Here is a 16,594-nt window from a genome sequence, read left to right on the forward strand (position 1 = left end):
AGGAAAGGAGTGGGGGAAAACAAGAGGAAGAAGTCCTCAAAATTGCCCTGATCCACGGGGTTGACTTCTCGCCCAGGAGCCCGTGCCGGCCGGTCTCATCCACCCGTGCCGCAATCACGGACTGGAGGGACATGTCCGTCTCATGTGGAATCGGCGCCTTATCGGAGACAGTTCCTACTGCGGAGAAGAGCCGGATAATGAGGTCTTGTTCGGGATCTGGCCGTAAAGACGCGGGATATCCAATCGCTGATTCACCTGTCAGCGATCAGACGCCGCGCGCCGCTGCCGGTGGCGCCACTCCCCCGGCGGCGGACCGGGCGTGCGCCATCGCACGCCCGGTCCGGACGTCACGGGCAGGGCCGGCCCGGGCAGACGTCGATCACCTTGCCGGTGAGCAGGAAGACGGCCTTCTGCCGCTGCGCGCCGGGCTGCGCGCGGGGGAACTCGTGCGAGTCCTCGCCGTACTCCGGTCCGGCCGGGGCGAGGTTCGTCGGCGGTGGCGCGTACGCCGCGCCGCTGTTCCAGACCACCATGGCCGAGCCCGCGTACGGGTACCTGCGGATCGGCGCGATGCCCCAGAACGGGCGCACGTCCGGTGACCAGCCGTCGGCGAGCGCCGGAGTGTGCAGGCGGGCGCCGATGGTGCGGGCCTGCACCTCCGCCGCCGCGGTGGAGACCTGCTGGTCGGCGAAGGCCACGTGCATCAGGACCCGGTGCGCCGGGGTACGCGGCAGCGGCCGGTCGGTCATGTGCTGGGCGTACCCGTTGGCCTCGGACCGGTCCCACAGCATCTGCAACAACCCGAAGACGAGCTGCTGATCGATCTTGTCCGGGTAGTAGCCGTCCAGGACGGTCTGGAACGGGGCGAAATCGACGCTGCGCTGCAGCAGCGTGGAGTAGTTCATCGCGGGCACGCCGAGCACCGAGCGGGTCCAGTCCTGGGCGATGGCGGTCAGCGCGCCGCCGTTGATGCCGCCCTGGCTGTTGCCGTCGTAGTGCAGCCCGCCGGCCACGTCGATCAGCGGCCGTCCGGCGGCGTCGCGGAACGCCGGGTGGGCGGCGAACCCGTTGCGATGGATCATCGTCCGGCCGAGGAAGAGGAAGTTCAGGAAGCTCTGCTGGAGCCGGTCGGCCACCGCCGGGAAGGCGCTGAGGTCGGTGAAGGCGCCCGCCACGTACGGGACGTCGGCCGCCGCCATGCCGATCCAGCTGGTCGCGCAGAAGGTGAAGTCGTACGTCTGCGACATCGTCTTGACGTTGCCGGCGTTGATCTCGGTGGGCCGGCCGAGCAGACCGTGGCCGTAGAGCGACAGGTGGGCTGGCTTCGTGGCGGACGCGCTGCGCGGGATGTTGCAGACGAAGTCGGCCGCCACCGTCGTGCCGGACGGTGTGGGCAGCGCGTTCGGCGTCGGCGGCGTGCCGTCGCCGCCGGGCGGACCGTAGTGCAGCCGGGAGCCCGGTCCCCCGTCACCGGTCAGGTAGGACGGCACGGCGACGGTGCCGGTCACCTGCCGGGCGATCAGCGGGTCCTGCTCGGGCGTGTAGTCGGTGACCTGGCTGACGGTGAACGAGGGAGCGCGGCGGCCGAGCGCGGCGAACGCGCCGTCCCGGACCGCCAGCATCCGCCCGGTCAGACCGTGCCGGCTGGCGACGGTGAAGTCCCAGGCCAGGTAGAGGCTGTGCCGCTTGACGCCGGCCCGGGTCAGGTCGGCGAGGATCCGTTTCATCTGCGGCGCGCGCGGGTCACGCCGGTCCAGGCCCGCGCCGGTCACGTAACTGCGGAACGCCTTCGGGGCCGGGATCAGCGCGCCGTCGCCGTCGCGCATGCCGCGCAGGCCGACGACGTACCGGGCGCCCTCGGTCAGCGCGACCGCCGGCCGGATGATCAGCACCTGCCGGTCCGGGTTGCCGGCGGCGTGCGCGTCCAGTTCGGCCCAGTACGGCGTACGCCGCCCGGTGCGGGCGTCGAGCAGCACGATCGGCGCGTCCGGCGCCAGCGAGCGCGCGACGTCGGTGACCGGCGCGATCCGGGTCCGCGTGGCGTCGAGACCGGGTACGCGCGCCAGGATCGGCGAGCCGGGGCTGAACCCGTCCTGCCGGTTCCACTCCGCCGGGTCGATCGGTACGCCGAGCACGTTCGCCGGCATCGCGGAGGCGGCGAACCGCACCCGCTTGCCGGTCGGCGTGCTGCGGTCCGGCACGGTGAAGTAGTCGTTGGGGAACGGCAGCAGGCAGGCCGCCGGGTCGATCGGGTCGCAGGACCGGTTCGCGGCCGGCGCGGGCGGCGCCGCGGCGGCGCCGGAGCCGAGCAACACGGCCGATACGGTCACCAGCGCGGACACGGCGAGACGGAGCCGTCTGGGGGTGGGCACGCGCGTCTCCTTCGGCATCGGAGTGTGGTACGACGGTGGTGGATGGTGGTGCTCTTCCTACGCGCGTGCACGCATCCCGGCAAGGGCGTGCCCCGTCCACGAGGTCTGGTACGACCAGGGCGGGTGGTGGTGGGTGACCTCCGTGCCGTCCGCTGTGGACGACGAGAGGCCCCGGGAGGCACGACTGCCGGGCGTCCGGTCACGAATCGGCTGCCGCCGCGAGTCCCGGGGTGTCCGCCCGGCTCCGGCCTCCGTCCGGCGCGCCGAGCGCGGCGGACAGGTCCCGCCCGGCCTGCTCGATCCCACCGGCAGCCACCATGGCGAACACGAACCGGTCCGGCCGCAGCACCACCAGGTCGGCGCCGTGCCGTAGCAGCCACCCGCCGAGCACCCCCTCGGCGTCCACCACGTCGACCCGGTCCGGCCCGCCGGGTGCCGGAGAGCCGGCAAGCGGATCCGGCAGGTCGGCGAGCGACGTACCGCTCGGGTGGACCGCGACGAACCGCGCCGGCAGCCCCGGCCGCCACGCTCCGAGCGGGTTGTCCACGCCGGCGCGGCCGAGCACGGCGAAACCGTCGCCGAGCACCTCGTCGAGCAGGCGCGTCCCGGGCGCGCCCGGGACGAGGACCCGCGGCTGGGGGAACATCGTCCCGACCACGCCGGCGCGCCGCCCGCCGGCCATCAGGCCCCGCCGGTACGCCGGCACCGGCTTGAACTCGAAGTGCTCCACGAACCGCCGTACCCGGGGGATCGTCTGCACCGCCCGCAGCGCGGCGTCGCGCATTCCGGCGGTGACCCGGTTGCGGGCCAGGAAGACGTGCCCCAGCCGGACGCTCGTGCGCGCCATCTCCACCGTGTGCGGGCGCCGCTCGATCTCGTACGTGTCGAGCACTGCGGCGTCGGCGACGCCGGACAGCACCAGCGACAGCTTCCACGACAGGTTCGCCGCGTCGCGCAGGCCGCTGCACAGTCCCTGGCCCATGAACGGCGGCATCTGGTGGGCGGCGTCGCCGAGCAGGAACACCCGTCCCTCCCGCCACCGTCGCGCGATGAGGTGGTGGAAGGTGTAGACCACCGCGCGGGTGACTGTGAACCGGTCCGGATCGACGTACGGCGAGACGAGCGCGGCGACGGTCTCGGGCCGCCGCATCTCGTCCTCGGTCTCCCCCGGGCGCAGCATGAACTCCATCCGGTAGCTGCCTGCCGCGCCCGGGGACACGAACGCCGGACGCCGCCAGTCGCAGACGAACCGGGTGTCCCCGACCCGTACCGCGTCGGGCGGCACGTCGCCGGAGACGGCCAGCCACGGCTCGGCGTAGCTCGCCCCGGACAGCGGGATCCGGACGGCGGCGCGGGTGGCGCTGCGCGCGCCGTCGCAGCCGAGCACGTACCGGGCGCGGACCGTCCGCCGCTGCCCGGTGGCCACGTCGGACAGCAGCACGGTGACCCCGTCCTCGTCCTGGGTGAGGCCGGCCATCTCGGTGCCGAGCGAGAGCTGCACGTGCGGGAACCGGTCCAGCCCGGTACGCAGCGTGTGTTCCAGCCGAGGCTGGTCGAAGAAGCGCAGCGGCGCGTGCCCGTACCCGAAGTCCGTCTCGGACAGCGCCATCCGGGCGAAGACCCGGCCGGCGCCGTTGACGTATTCCACGAGCGGCGGCGCGACAGTGGCGTCGCGGATCTCGTCGAGCAGGCCGGCCTGCTGGTAGATGCGCATCGCCTCGTCGTCGCAGGAGAAGGCCCGCGGCTGGCCGTGCGCCGTCGCACTGCGCTCCACGACGAGCGTGCGGACGCCGCGGGCGCCGAGCAGGTTCGCGGTGAGCGCGCCCACCGGCCCGCAGCCGATGACGGCGACGTCGACCTCCTGGACGGCCTGGCGATCCGGCGGCTGAACTGATCCCATCGTGATGCCCTTTCGGAACGTGGTCCCGGACGGCTCCGGCCGTCCGACGCCGACCAGGGCACCAGCCCGGCGTGGAAAGGGTGTGGAGAAGGCGTGGAGGCGGGCCGCCACACCGGTCAGAACGTCGCGAACCGCTGCCGCAGCAGTGCGGCGCCCTGGTCGGCGGCGATCCGGGCGCCGAGGTCCCACTCCGCGCGGTCGCGGCGCGCGACCCCACGGATCCGGTGCAGCTCCGCGACGACGACGCGCTCACCGAACCGGTCCGCCACGGCCAGCCCTTCCTCGGCCAGCGTCGCGGCGGTCTCCGCGCGGCCGGCGGTCAGGTACGCCTCGGCCATCGCGGCACACGTGATGGTGCGGGTGGACCGCAACCCGGGACGGTAGAACCCGTCGGCGGCAGCGCGCATCGCGTCGAGCCGGCCGTGGTCGCCGGCGCGGGCGGCGGCCCACTCCAGGAAGTACGCGCCGGTCGCCGTCATGTGCGGCAGGCCGGTGGACCTCCCGATGTCCCGGCACCGCCGTCCCGCGGCGTCGGCCGCGTCGACGTCGTGTTCCTGCATCGCCAGCCAGGCCGCGTAGAGCGCCGCGTTGGCCCGGCCGTACGGGTCGTCCAGTTCCTCGGCGAGGGCCTCGGCGTCGGCGATGTCCGCCCGGGCGCCGGCCGGGTCGCCGCGCATCGACCGCACGAGTGCCCGGAAGTTGTGGCAGGCCAGCACCGGCCGCCGGCCGACCTCCCGGCGCAGCAGCGCCCGGTCGACGGTACGCAGCCGTTCGATGCCGGCGCTGAGCCGCCGCTCGGCCTCGGCCTGACGGCCGGTGAAGTAGCCGACCGCGCCGAGCAGGTACTCACCGGCCACGGCGATCAGCCCGCTGCCGTCGTCCGCGGACCGCACCAGGCGCCCGGCGAGGTCGGCGCAGATCGCGAACTCGGCCCGGTTGGCGGCCAGCTCACCCAGCGCCCAGAGCGCGTGCCGGAGGTCGGTGTCCGGCCCGACGAGCGTCAGCAGCTCCCGGGCGCGGGCGCAGACCTGGTCGACGGCGTCGCTGCCGACGCCGACGGTCATCTGCAACAGCGCCGCGCGGCGCAGCTGGACGGTCAGTTCGGTGGACGCCGCGTCGGGCGAGGTCTGCGCGGCCGGGGCCAGCCGGTGCGCGGCGCGTTCGAGGTGACCGAGCGCGTCCTCGTAGGCGACCCGCCGCGTCGCGTCGTCGGCGGCGCGCAGCGACCACCGCAGGTGGTCCTCGCCGTGTCCGAGGCCGATCGCCTGACCGTAGTGGCGGGCCAGCTCGGCCGGCGCGACACCGGCGGCCCGCTCGTACGCGCGCGCCAGCCGGGCGTGCAACGCGGCCCGGCGCGGCGGGACCAGCTCGGCGTAGGTGACCTCGGCGATCAGCGGATGGCGGAACGTGACGGTGCCCGGCCCCGCCTCGGTGACCAGCGCGGCCGTGTACGCCGGGGCGAGCGCTTCGGCGACCGCCGGTGCGGTGGTGTCCAGCGCCGCCACCATCACCTGCAGGTCCAGGTCGTGTCCGGCCACGCTGAGCAGGTCGAGGCAGCGTCGGGCGGGCTCGGGCAGCCCGACGAGCCGCAGCCGTACCGTGTCCCGGATGCTCGGCGGCAGTTCCGCGTCGGCCGCCGCGTCGGTGCGGGACCGCAGCAGCTCGGTGAGGAAGAACGGGTTCCCGCCGGTGCGGGTGACGAGGCGGGCCACCACCGGCTCCGGCGGCGCCACCCCGGTCCGGCGCCGGACGAGGGTGGCGACCGAGGAGGCGTCCAGCCCGGCGAGCCGGAGCTGACCGAAGTCGCGGCCGCGCGCCAGCTCGGCGACCGTCGCCACCAGGGCCGGGTCGTGGTCGTACGGACGGAGCGTTGCGACCACCAGCGCCCGGGACGTGGACAGCCCGGCGGAGAGGTAGCGCAGCAACAGCAGCGAGTCCGGGTCGGCGGCGTGCAGGTCGTCCAGCACGACCAGCAGGCCGTGCCGCCGGGCCGCCGCGTGCACCAGGCCGGACGCCGCCTCGTACACCTGGAACCGCGCCGTGGGGTCGAGGCCGCCGCCTTCCGCGGGGCCGGGCAGCGATCCGGCGGCGAACCCGCCCAGGCGGCTCGCCGAGCCGGTGGCGCCGGCGTCCGGCATCGCCGCGAGCGCGCGTACCACCTGGTTCCACAGCCAGAACGGTGGCGCCTGCCCGACGTCGGGACAGCGACCCCAGACGACCGGCACGCCGCCGGTGGCGGCCCGGTCGCCGAGCGCCGCGGCGAGGCTGGTCTTGCCGATGCCCGCCTCCCCCACCACTGCCAGCACCCGCCCGCCGCGCCGGGTGGCCGCGTCGAGCGTCTCCCGCAGCAGCGCAAGCTCGGCGCCGCGCCCCACGAGCGGGTCCGCGTGCCGCCGCGGCGACTCCGCGGCCGGGCCCGGTTCGGGTTCGGCCGGCGCCGGCGCGGGCCCGGCCGCCCGCACGACCTGCCGGCCGGCCACCGCCGAGGGTCCGGGCTGCGCCGGTACGGCCTGCTCCAGGATCAGCCGGTGCGCCGCCCGCATCTGCTCACCGGGGTCGAGGCCGTACTCGGCGGCGAGGACCCGGCGGCCCTCGTCGAAGGCCGCGAGCGCCTCGGTCTGCCGGCCGGACCGGGACAGCGCCAGCATCAACTGCGCGCGGGCCCCCTCGCGCAGCGGATTCGCCGACACGAAGCGGCGCAGTTCCGCCAGCAGCGGCGCGTGCCGGCCGGCCGCGACGGCAGCCGTCAGGCGGCCCTCCTCGGCGGTGAGCCGCAGCTCGGTCAGCCGCGCCACCTCCGGACGCACCGCGTTCAGCTCGCCGACGCCGGCGAGCGGTTCGCCCCGCCACAGTGCCAGCGCCTCGGCGTACGTCCGCTCGGCGACCGCCGGCTGCCCGGCCGCGAGCGTGTCCGCCGCCCGGTCCACCAGGCGTCCGAATCGGATCGCGTCGACGGCATCGTCCTCGACCCGCAGCTCGTACCCCCGGGGGCGGCTGCGCAGGACGCGCGCCGGCTCGCGGTGGGACCGCTCGGGCTCCACCGCCCGGCGCAGTCCGGCGACGTAGGTGCGCAGCGTCGTGTGGGCGCTGGCCGGCGGTCGCCCGTCCCACAGCGCCTCGACCAGCCAGTCGGCGGCGACGAACCGGTTCGGCCGCAGCAGGAACAGGGCCAGCAGGGCCCGCTGCTTCGGCCCGCCGAGCGGCACGCCTCGCCCGTCCCGGTCGATGCCGGGCGGACCCAGCACCCGGAACCGCACGCCATCACCCTTACGACGATGTTCACCTGTCCGATGCCGAGTATGGCAGTGTGAACGCCACATCGGACATCGGCGAACCGGTTCCGGCCCGGCGCGTTCCGCGTGTCGCACGGTGAACGTGCTGGTGACGGGCCGACGCCGTGGGAGCGGTACCAGCCGGGGCCACAATTCGGGCCGTCCGGTCGCTACACTCCCCGAAAACGCCCGTAACCCCACCGGCGGGCGGCGCTGATCAGAATCGAATGGAGACGCCTGTGACCCGCGACAAGGCGGCACCCCCCGGCATCGACCTCAACGTTCCCAGCGTCGCCCGGGTCTACGACTACTTCCTGGGCGGCAAGGACAACTTCGAGGTCGACCGGAAGGTCGCCGAGCACGCGCTGCGGATCACGCCGGACGGGCCCGCCGCCGGCCAGGCCAACCGGGCGTTCCTGCGCCGGGTCATCCGGTTCCTGGTCACCGAGGCGGGCATCGACCAGTTCCTCGACCTCGGCTCGGGGCTGCCCACGCAGGGCAACGTGCACGAGGTCGCCACCGAGCACAACCCGGCCGCCCGGGTGGTCTACGTGGACAACGACCCGATCGTGCTGACCCACGGGCGGGCGCTGCTCGCCGCGGAGGGCACCGCGACGGTGATCCAGGCCGACGTCCGGGCGCCGCAGGAGATCCTCAACGACCCGGACGTCCGCCGGTTCCTCGACTTCGACCGGCCGATCGGGTTGCTGCTCTTCGCGATCCTGCACCACCTCGGCGACGACGAGGACCCGGGCGCGGTGGCGGCGGAGCTGATCGACGCGATGCCGTCCGGCAGCTACGTGGCGATCTCGCACTTCCGCGACCCCGGCGAGCGCGACCCGGAGGGCTCCCGCAAGGCGCGCGAGGTCGAGCGGGTCTTCAACGAGTCGCTGGGCACCGGCCGCTGGCGTACCGACGAGGAGATCCTCGCCTTCGCCGACGGGCTGACGGTGCTGGAGCCGGGGCTGGTGCCGCTGGCCGAGTGGCGTCCGGATCCGGGCGCGCCCGCGCCGCAGCAGACCGACACCTACCACACGTTCGTCGGGCTACTCGCCCGCAAACCGTAGGTCCGTCGCGGGCTCGCCGTCGATCGACACCGTCGCCAGCAGCGCCGGATGGTCGGTCGTCCCGCGCATGTCCACCGGCCGGTGGCAGCAGATGGTGACGTCGCCCGTCGTCACCATCTGCTGCCGGGCGCCGTCGTCGATCCGCCGGTAACCCGCCGGCACGCACGACCGCACGTCCGGCGTGCCGCCGACGCGCAGGTTGAGGTCACCGGCGAGCACTGTGGGCGCGTACCCGCCGTCGCGGCGGATCGCCGGCACCACCGCGCCGACCAGTTGGGCGCACTGGGCCAGCGCGACCTGACCGCTGGTGTTCGCCAGGTGCGTGGTGCAGGCGTGCAGCAGCCCGGCGGCCCGCAGGCAGAGCCAGACCCGCTCCTCCGGGTCGGCGAAATCCTGCGCCGGGTAGGTGCCGCGGTGCACTGTGGGCCGCGCGCCGCGCGCGTCGAGGCGGGTCAGCAACCCGATCCCGTACGGCTGGCCGTTGTTGCAGTAGGTGGGCCCGGCGTTGGGGCGGTCACCGGCGGCGTGGAACGCGGACACCACCGTGCCGCCGGGACGGGCGGCCCGCAGCGCGCGCTCCAGCGTCTCCACGTCGTCGCGGCAGATCTCGTTGAGCGTGACCAGGTCGGGCCGCTCGACGGCGATCACGTCGGCGGCCTGGCGGACGGCCCGGCCGGTGTAGCAGCCGGCCCGGCCGCTGTTGCAGAGGTTCATCTGGAGCACCCGCAGCGTCCCGGACCCGGGCTCGCCGAGCGGCGCCGACCCTGCGGGCAGCCCGGCCACGACGAGCAGGCACACCAGCGCCAGCGCCCGGCGGGCACGCCGGGCGGGACGGGTGGCGGGCTGCCGGGACAGCGGGGCTCCAGCGGGTACGGGCGGCGGGTGCCGGTGATCCTATCGCCGGGACCGCTCTCGCCGCCGTCCGGCGCGACCCCGGTGGTACGCCGAACCGTGGCTACCGGCGACCCTGGTCGCAGTTCGCGCTGGTCAGCCGGACGGTGTACTCGCGGTCGTCGGACGTGATGCCGGACGGCACGCCGTCGAAGTGGGCCTCCACCTTCTCCCAGCCCCGGCGCTGCTCGTAGTGCAGGTGCGGGGCGCCGGAGTTCCCGGTGCTGCCGACCCGCCCGAGCTGATCGCCGCGGGCCACCCGCTGACCGGCCTCGACCAGCGGCGGTTCGAGCAGGTGCAGGTACTGCGTCTCCCACTTCCCGCCATGGTCGATCTTCACCCAGTAGCCGCCGCCGCGCCCCTTCGGCCCGTTCGGGTCCTGCGGGGTGCGACCGCCCAGGGAACCGTTGACCCCGGCCACGGTGACGGTGCCGGCGGCGGAGGCCAGCACCGGCCGTCCCCACGCCTCGCCCCGGGTCGGGAACAGGTCGATGTCGTAGTCGTCGTGCCCGGGATAGGTCGACAGGCGCCACGTCTCACCGCAGGCCACCGGGAGCTGGAAGGCCGGTCGCGGGCCCGGCGGCCGCAGCAGCGGCACCACGACCACAGCGACGGCGCCCAACGCGGCGAGGACGCCGGCGACCAACGCGACGCGGGCCAGGGGGCGGCGCGGCCGACGGAGGGGACGTGGGTCGCGCGGGCGCTGGGTGCTCATCGCTTCGAGCATGACACGGGCCATGCGGACGCCTGCGTGGCCGCGCGCCTATTCCCACGCCTGGGAGAGGGACTCGAAGGTCTTCGGATCGCTGTGGCACGGGATGACACACACGAGATGACCGCCCGGAGCCCGTAAGGTGATGCACTCCAGCCAGCGGCCGACCTCGACAGCGCCGAGGGCGATCAGCCGGCGTGCTTCGGCCTCGACGTCGTCGGTCTCGATGTCGACGTGATATCGAGCCGGCTCGTCCACGGACTGGATCGCGAGCACCAGGCCGGGCAACGCGCCGTGCAGAGAGGTGAACTGCGGCTCGTCGGGGACTGTACGTGCCGGAACGCCGAGTGCCGTCGACCAGAAGGCGGCGGCTGCGGGCGCCTCACCGCCCGGCACGTCGATCAGGATCGTCGAGAGTCTGCTGCGATGCGCCACGACGATCATTATCCACATTCCCCCGCCGATTCGCCTGCCCGATGCGCGACCGGTCAAAGCCGGGCAGCCGGAACGAAGATGCGGGTTATTCATCGACGACTATTCGTTGATCTTGTCGAACCGGCCGGATGACCCCTGTTCAAGCCCTCGATCACCGCCCTGCGCACCGCACCGGAAGCCGGCGTGGACCCCGCGCCCGGGAGGAACCGACGCCCGAAGCGGGGTGGACTCGCGCTGCGGATCCGGCGTAGCATCCTGCCCCAGAGAGATCGCTTAGCGATTCGCCGCTGATGAATGTCGACAGCGGAACGGGGGAGGTACCGGTCTATGCGTTGCCATCGAAATACCGTTTTCATCGCGCTGCTGTAGAAGCGCGTCTTCTGGTTCTGCTCCTGGCTTCCGAGAGCCTTCGCAAGCCTGATGGCCTGATGCCGGCAGATATCGCCGGCCCCGGATCGAAGTGCAGGCCGCGGCGCCCGGATCACCCGCTCGCATTCGGAATGGCCGAACCGCGGCCGGCGGCCGTCGTTCACCCGGGCGAACCCGCCACCGGCGTGTCGGCGCGCCGTTGCGCCAGGCCGCCGGGCAGGCCCGGCCACCCTGCGGCGAGAGCCCGGGCCCGCCTCGGCGGGCACCCACCCGCAGAGCCTCCGTACGCCGTCCGCGTCCGATCGCCCACCTCCCTCCGCACAGCGGTTCCGTGCCGGCCGGAACCGGTCGGCGGTGCGCCGCCGTCCGGAGCGAGTTCGCCGACAGCTGGGGCAGCAGGTCCGCCCGATGACCTGATGCACACGGGGTACCAGACGAGAGGGGTTACGCGAACGTGGTGACAGTGGACATCTTCGGCCGCTGCCGGTCGTACACCGAGAGCAGGGAGGCTCGCGCGGCCAGGCTCTACCCGTACTTCACTCCTTTCGAGGGGCAGGACGCGACCGTCGCGCAGACCGGGGACGGCGACATCCTGATGTGCGGCTCGAACAACTACCTCGGACTCACCTCCCACCCCCAGGTGAAAGCAGCGGCGCAGGCGGCGATCGAGGCGTACGGGTCGTCGCGTACGGGCTCTCGGCTGCTCAACGGCAACACACCTCTGCACGAGGAGCTGGAGCACGAGCTGGCCGAGTTCCTCGGCATGCCGGCCGCTCTGGTGTTCCCGACCGGCTACCAGGCGAACGTCGGAGTCATCGCGTCGCTGCTGTCTCGTCACGACGAGGTCATCCTCGACCGCGAGGCGCACGCCTCGGCCTACGACGGCTGCGGCATGAGCCGTGCGAAGACCCGCCGGTTCGCCCACAACGACATGGCCGACCTGGAGCGGCAGCTGGCGGCCGGCCCCTCGGACGCCGGCCGGCTGGTCGTGGTCGACGGCGTCTACTCGATGGCCGGCGATCTGTGCCCGCTGAACGAGGTGGTCCGGCTGTGCCGGCAGTACGGCGCCCGCCTGCTCGTCGACGACGCGCACGGCATCGGCGTGCTGGCCGACGGCCGGGGCACCAGCGCCCATTTCGGCGTCACCGATCAGGTCGACCTCGTCACGGTCACCTTCAGCAAGTCGCTGGCGTCGATCGGCGGCGCGGTGCTCGGTCCGGAGGATGTCATCGAGTACCTCCGCCACCACGCGCGCAGCCTCATCTTCAGCGCATCCGCGCCGCCGGCGAACCTGGCCGCCGCCTACGCCGCGTTGCGCATCCTGCGGGCGGAACCGTGGCTGTGCCGGCAGGCGGTCGAGAACGCCTCGTACGTGCGTCGCGAGCTCACCGCCCTGGGTTACGACCCGATACCGAGTGAGACGCCGATCGTGTCGGTGCGGCTCGACGGCGTCCAGCAGACCCTGCTCGCGTGGCGCAGCCTGCTGGACCGCGGCGTGTACGTCAACGCCGTGGTCCCCCCGGCCGCCTCGCCCCGGCTGCGGGCGAGCTTCGCCACCACGCACACGTCGGAGCAGCTCAAGCGCGTCGTCGCCGCGTTCGCCGAAGTCCGCGACCTGATGCACCTGGAGGACCGATGACCGTCAGCCGGCTCGAACCCGCAGTCAGCACCCGGGACCTGCTGGTGGCCTGGGCGCGGATGTGGCGGCTCCACTTCGTGCCCTTCTCGCTGTCGGCCGGTCTGGTCGGCATGACGGCGCCGCCGGTCGGGGCCAGCGCCGCGAGCATCGTGATCGGGCTGCTGTTCTGCACCCTCGGATACGGCGTCGGCGTGGTGATGAACGACTGGTTCGACCGCAAGGCCGACGCCGTCAACGCGCCGGACCGCCCCTTCGTCACCGGGCTGATAAACCCCCACGTCGGGCTGGGGCTGACGCTCGCGCTGTCCACCGCGCTGATGCTGGTGGCTGTCGTGGTCGCACCGACGCTGGCCCTGTGGAGCGTCATCGCGATCGGCGGTCACCTGGTCTACTCCTGGACCAAGCGCATCCCCATGCTGGGCAACCTCGTCAACGGCGTCGACATGGCGCTGTTCACGGTGCTCGGCGCCGTGGCCGTCCGACCCGACGCGGGATGGCTCGACATCCCGGCGGTGACCTGGTTCCAGACAGCGCTCGTCGCGGTCGCGTTCAGTGGCTTCTGCCTCGTGGGGTACTTCAAGGACATCGAAGGCGACCGGGTCGCGGGCTACCGGACGCTGCCGGTGGCCATCGGGACCAGGGCCTCCAGCCGGATCGCCGTGGTGTTCCCGGTCGTGGCGGTGGTGGCCGCGGGCGCGGCGGCCGTGGCGGGCGCCGATCGCGCGGGCGCCTATGCCGAGGTCGTCTTCTGGGCGCTGCTCGTCGCGTCCGGGCTCGGGTTCACGCAGAGTCTCGTGACGCTCATCAGGGCGCCGGAGACCCGCGCGTACGAGGCGCTGGTCTGGTTCATCAGGGCGACCACGCTGTTCTTCCTGTCGCTCGGCGCGCTGCACCGGCCGACGCTCTTCCTCGTCGTCGCCGTTCCGATGATGGCCTATCTGGAGCTGACGTTGCGCGCGACCCAGTCTTCCCGGCAGGCATGACATGACCTCCACCGCCTGGAACCGGCTGTCCCTGAACGCGGCCGAGGGCAGCCTGATCACCGCGATACGCGAGTGCATGGTCCGGTCGCCCCGGCAGCTCAACAACGCCTTCGAGGCCGACGCCGAACTCCTCGATCTGGGCGCCGGCGGGCTCCTGGCACTGACCGTCGACACGTTGAACGACGGCGCCGAGCTGGCCACCGCCACCACGCCGTACGCGAAGGGGTGGTTGACCACCACCGTCAGCGTGAGTGACCTCGCCGCGGTGGCCGCCGACCCGGTCGCCGTGCTCGTCTCCTGCTCGCTGCGCCGGGACAGATGGACTCTCGAGGACGCCCGCGAGTTCGGGCGCGGCGCGTCCGAGGCCGCCGAACGCTACGGCTGCCACGTCGTTGGCGGTGACACGAACTGGGCCAACGAGGAGAGCTTCACCTCGTGTGCCCTGGGTACGCTGCGCCGCGGTTCCGTCCTGAGCCGGCTCGGCGCCCGCCCCGGTGACGCGCTCTACGTGACCGGTCCGGTCGGAGCCGGCAACGCGGTCGGATTCCGCACCCTGGCGCTGGGCGGCACGGCGGCGGGCGATCCGTGGCTGCCTGAGGCGCGGGTGGCCGCGGGCGATCCACTGCGCCGGTACGCCCGGGCGTGCATCGACACCAGCGACGGCCTGTTGAGCGCGGCGGTCAGCCTGGCCGAGCTCAATGGCCTGGGGGTCGAGGTGGTGCTGCACGACGAGGTGTACGCGCCGATCGCCTCCGCCGTCGCGGAGGCGGCCCGCCTGCCCCGGTGGTGCTCGGCTGCCGCGGAGTGGGGCGAATTCGAGCTGCTGTACGCGATCGATCCGGCCGACGCGGAGCGATGCTCCCGGGCGATGTCGGAGCGCGGCCTCCAGCCCGCGCACGTGGGACAGTTCGTCGCCGGCCCGGAACTGCTGCTGATCGACGAGTCAGGCCAGCGCCGGGACCTGCGCAACCTGCTGCCGCGCATGCGGGCGCTCGACCCGGCCGGGTCGTTGCTCGCCGACCTGCGTGCACTGCTGACGGACGGCTCGTGATGGGGTCCCGTGTCGCGCTGGTGACGGGTGTCACCGGCTGCGTCGGCCGCGCGGTCGCGGCCGCGCTCGCGGAGAACGGCTGGTCGGTACGAGGGCTGGTGCGGACGCCCGCACCGGACCACGCGACGTACGCGGCGCACCTCGGTGACCTGACCGATCCGGAGTCGCTGCGTGGCTCCTGCGCGGGCGTCGACCTCGTGGTGCACGCGGCCGCCGATCTGACCGACTGGCGGCCCGGCCCTCGCATCTGGCAGGTGAACCGGGACGGCACCCGGGCGGTGCTGGACGAGGCGCGACGCTGCGGCGTCTCCCGGTTCGTCTACCTGAGCACCGTCGACGTCTTCGGTTTCGACGCCGCGAAGGTCATCGACGAGGCGTCACCGCGGCGGGTGCCGCGATACCCGTACCCGCTGTCGAAAGCTGCCGGGGAAGACGTGGCGTGGTCGTACCACGGGAACGGCCTGGACGTCACTGTGGTGTACCCCGCCTGGGTCTTCGGACCCGGTGACCGCAATTTCCTGCCCGAGCTCGTGCGCGGACTGCGAGACGGCAAGCTCGTCCAGTTCGACCGCGGCGCGCCCCCGATCGAGTTGACGTACAGCGCGAACCTGGCCGACGCGATCGTGCTGGCCGGCACCGCACCCGGGTGCGCGGGTGGGCGGTTCATCGTCGGCGACTCGTACGGCCTGACCCTGGGGCGGCTGTTCGCCGCGGTGGCCGAGCGGATCGGGGCAAGGCCACCGACCTCGTCGGTCCCGTTCGGCGCGGCGCTGGCCGTGGGCGCGCTGTCCGAACTGGCCGGGCTCGCCGGCATCGGCACCGGGTCGGGCCGGCCGTTGCTCACCCGTTACGCGGTCCGGTCCGTCGCCGGAGGAATGCGGTACGACGTCGGCCGGATCCGGTCGATCGGCTATTCACCACGGGTCGGCTTCGCGGAGGCGCTGAGCCACTCCCTGGCGGACCTGACGAAGGAGCAGGCACATGGCGGCCGGTGAGCGCGGCCCGGCCGTCTGCATCGTCAACCCCGCTTCCGGGGTCCAGCGCGGGCGCACGATCGAGCAGCGGATCGCCACCGAGCTACCCGAGGCGGACTGCTGGTTCACCCGCCACCCCGGGCACGGCATCGCGCTCGGGCGACAGGCGGTGGAGGACGGGTACGGCACGGTGGTGGCGGTCGGTGGTGACGGCACACTGTCCGAGGTCGCCAACGGGGTGCTGGTGGCGGGCGGGGAGAAGGTGCGGCTGGCGTACGTGCCGGCCGGCACCTGCAACGACTTCGCCCGCGGCCTGCGGCCGGTCGCCGACCTCGGCGGTCTGCTCGACCGCGCCCGCGACCGGGAGACCGATGTCGGCGAGGTGACCTTCACCCGGCCCGACGGCACCCGGGGCCACAGGTACTTCCTCGTCAGCTGCACGGTCGGGCTGATCAGCGTGATCGGCCAGCGGTTCACCGAGAAGACACCGGCCAACCGGGTCCTCAAGCGGCTCAACCTCCAACTCGCCGAGACGGCGTCCAGCATCCGGACGCTCGCCCGCTGGCGGCCCGTCGCGGTGCGGCTGGAACTCGACGGCGAACCGTCGCACCAGATCATCACCAATCTGGCCGTGCTCAAGGTGCCGTACTTCGCCGGCGGGCTGACCTTCGGCCGCGCCGAGCCGCCGCGGGCGGGTTACCTGGACGCGGTGCGGGTGGCCGGTGTGGGCCGGGCCGGCGTGGCCGGGCTGATGTGGCGGGTGTTCCGCGGCGCCGCCGCGGGACACCCGGCGATCCACCGGCAGGAGGTGCGCACCGTGCGTGTCGACGCGGACAGCCCGCTGCCGGTGGAGGTGGACGGCGAGATCGTCGGACGTACCCCGGCCGAGTTTTCGATACATCAGTCGCGTCTGACGACTGTGGTATGAG

The 16,594-nt window shown here is 73.4% G+C and carries 12 protein-coding genes; 6 read left to right on the forward strand and 6 right to left on the reverse strand.

Annotated features, from left to right (window positions below; translation table 11 throughout):
• Positions 1-347: 347 nt before the first annotated feature.
• The 3 genes from J3R08_RS20010 to J3R08_RS20020 all read right to left on the reverse strand — a co-directional run bounded on the left by J3R08_RS20010 (position 348) and on the right by J3R08_RS20020 (position 7,529).
• Positions 348-2,372 carry a hypothetical protein gene (locus J3R08_RS20010; protein WP_043329952.1) on the reverse strand — a complete coding sequence of 675 codons (2,025 nt, stop codon included), beginning with the start codon at positions 2,370-2,372 and terminating at the stop codon, positions 348-350.
• Between the two features lie 199 nt (positions 2,373-2,571).
• Positions 2,572-4,272, reverse strand: a complete 1,701-nt coding sequence (locus J3R08_RS20015) for a bifunctional 3-(3-hydroxy-phenyl)propionate/3-hydroxycinnamic acid hydroxylase (RefSeq protein ID WP_209962435.1) — start codon at positions 4,270-4,272, stop codon at positions 2,572-2,574.
• 116 nt (positions 4,273-4,388) lie between these two features.
• A complete protein-coding gene (locus J3R08_RS20020; RefSeq protein WP_140946095.1) occupies positions 4,389-7,529 on the reverse strand; it encodes a BTAD domain-containing putative transcriptional regulator in 3,141 nt (1,046 codons plus the stop codon).
• A gap of 254 nt (positions 7,530-7,783) precedes the next feature.
• Between J3R08_RS20020 and J3R08_RS20025 the strand changes: the two genes are divergently transcribed.
• Positions 7,784-8,611, forward strand: coding sequence for an SAM-dependent methyltransferase (locus J3R08_RS20025; RefSeq protein WP_043322995.1), 828 nt, complete (start codon positions 7,784-7,786; stop codon positions 8,609-8,611).
• Here J3R08_RS20025 and J3R08_RS20030 read toward each other — a convergent pair.
• The 3 genes from J3R08_RS20030 to J3R08_RS20040 form a co-directional block, all read right to left on the reverse strand.
• On the reverse strand, positions 8,591-9,409 hold the full coding sequence (locus J3R08_RS20030; protein WP_231915417.1) for an endonuclease/exonuclease/phosphatase family protein: 819 nt from the start codon (positions 9,407-9,409) through the stop codon (positions 8,591-8,593). The two genes, J3R08_RS20025 and J3R08_RS20030, sit on opposite strands and share 21 nt — an antisense overlap.
• 157 nt (positions 9,410-9,566) lie before the next feature.
• A complete protein-coding gene (locus J3R08_RS20035) occupies positions 9,567-10,217 on the reverse strand; it encodes a M23 family metallopeptidase (protein ID WP_043329946.1) in 651 nt (216 codons plus the stop codon).
• A 48-nt stretch (positions 10,218-10,265) separates the two neighbouring features.
• Positions 10,266-10,649 carry a VOC family protein gene (locus tag J3R08_RS20040; protein WP_223200967.1) on the reverse strand — a complete coding sequence of 128 codons (384 nt, stop codon included), beginning with the start codon at positions 10,647-10,649 and terminating at the stop codon, positions 10,266-10,268.
• A gap of 823 nt (positions 10,650-11,472) precedes the next feature.
• Between J3R08_RS20040 and J3R08_RS20045 the strand changes: the two genes are divergently transcribed.
• From J3R08_RS20045 to J3R08_RS20065, 5 genes are read left to right on the forward strand one after another with little or no spacing between them, the layout of a single operon-like run.
• The gene (locus J3R08_RS20045; protein ID WP_208635142.1) at positions 11,473-12,657 is read left to right on the forward strand and encodes an aminotransferase class I/II-fold pyridoxal phosphate-dependent enzyme; all 1,185 of its coding nucleotides are present in this window, start codon (positions 11,473-11,475) and stop codon (positions 12,655-12,657) included.
• The gene (locus J3R08_RS20050; protein WP_069088339.1) at positions 12,654-13,640 is read left to right on the forward strand and encodes a UbiA family prenyltransferase; all 987 of its coding nucleotides are present in this window, start codon (positions 12,654-12,656) and stop codon (positions 13,638-13,640) included. Before J3R08_RS20045 ends, J3R08_RS20050 begins: the two co-directional genes overlap by 4 nt.
• A gap of 1 nt (position 13,641) precedes the next feature.
• Positions 13,642-14,691 carry a thiamine-monophosphate kinase gene (locus tag J3R08_RS20055; RefSeq protein WP_043322986.1) on the forward strand — a complete coding sequence of 350 codons (1,050 nt, stop codon included), beginning with the start codon at positions 13,642-13,644 and terminating at the stop codon, positions 14,689-14,691.
• A complete protein-coding gene (locus J3R08_RS20060; protein ID WP_043322983.1) occupies positions 14,691-15,686 on the forward strand; it encodes an NAD(P)-dependent oxidoreductase in 996 nt (331 codons plus the stop codon). The genes J3R08_RS20055 and J3R08_RS20060 overlap by 1 nt, the downstream gene beginning before the upstream one ends.
• The gene (locus J3R08_RS20065; RefSeq protein ID WP_043322980.1) at positions 15,673-16,593 is read left to right on the forward strand and encodes a diacylglycerol kinase family protein; all 921 of its coding nucleotides are present in this window, start codon (positions 15,673-15,675) and stop codon (positions 16,591-16,593) included. The genes J3R08_RS20060 and J3R08_RS20065 overlap by 14 nt, the downstream gene beginning before the upstream one ends.
• Position 16,594: the final 1 nt, after the last annotated feature.

This window comes from Micromonospora sp. HB375, from assembly GCF_017872985.1.
Classification (GTDB): domain Bacteria; phylum Actinomycetota; class Actinomycetes; order Mycobacteriales; family Micromonosporaceae; genus Micromonospora; species Micromonospora chalcea.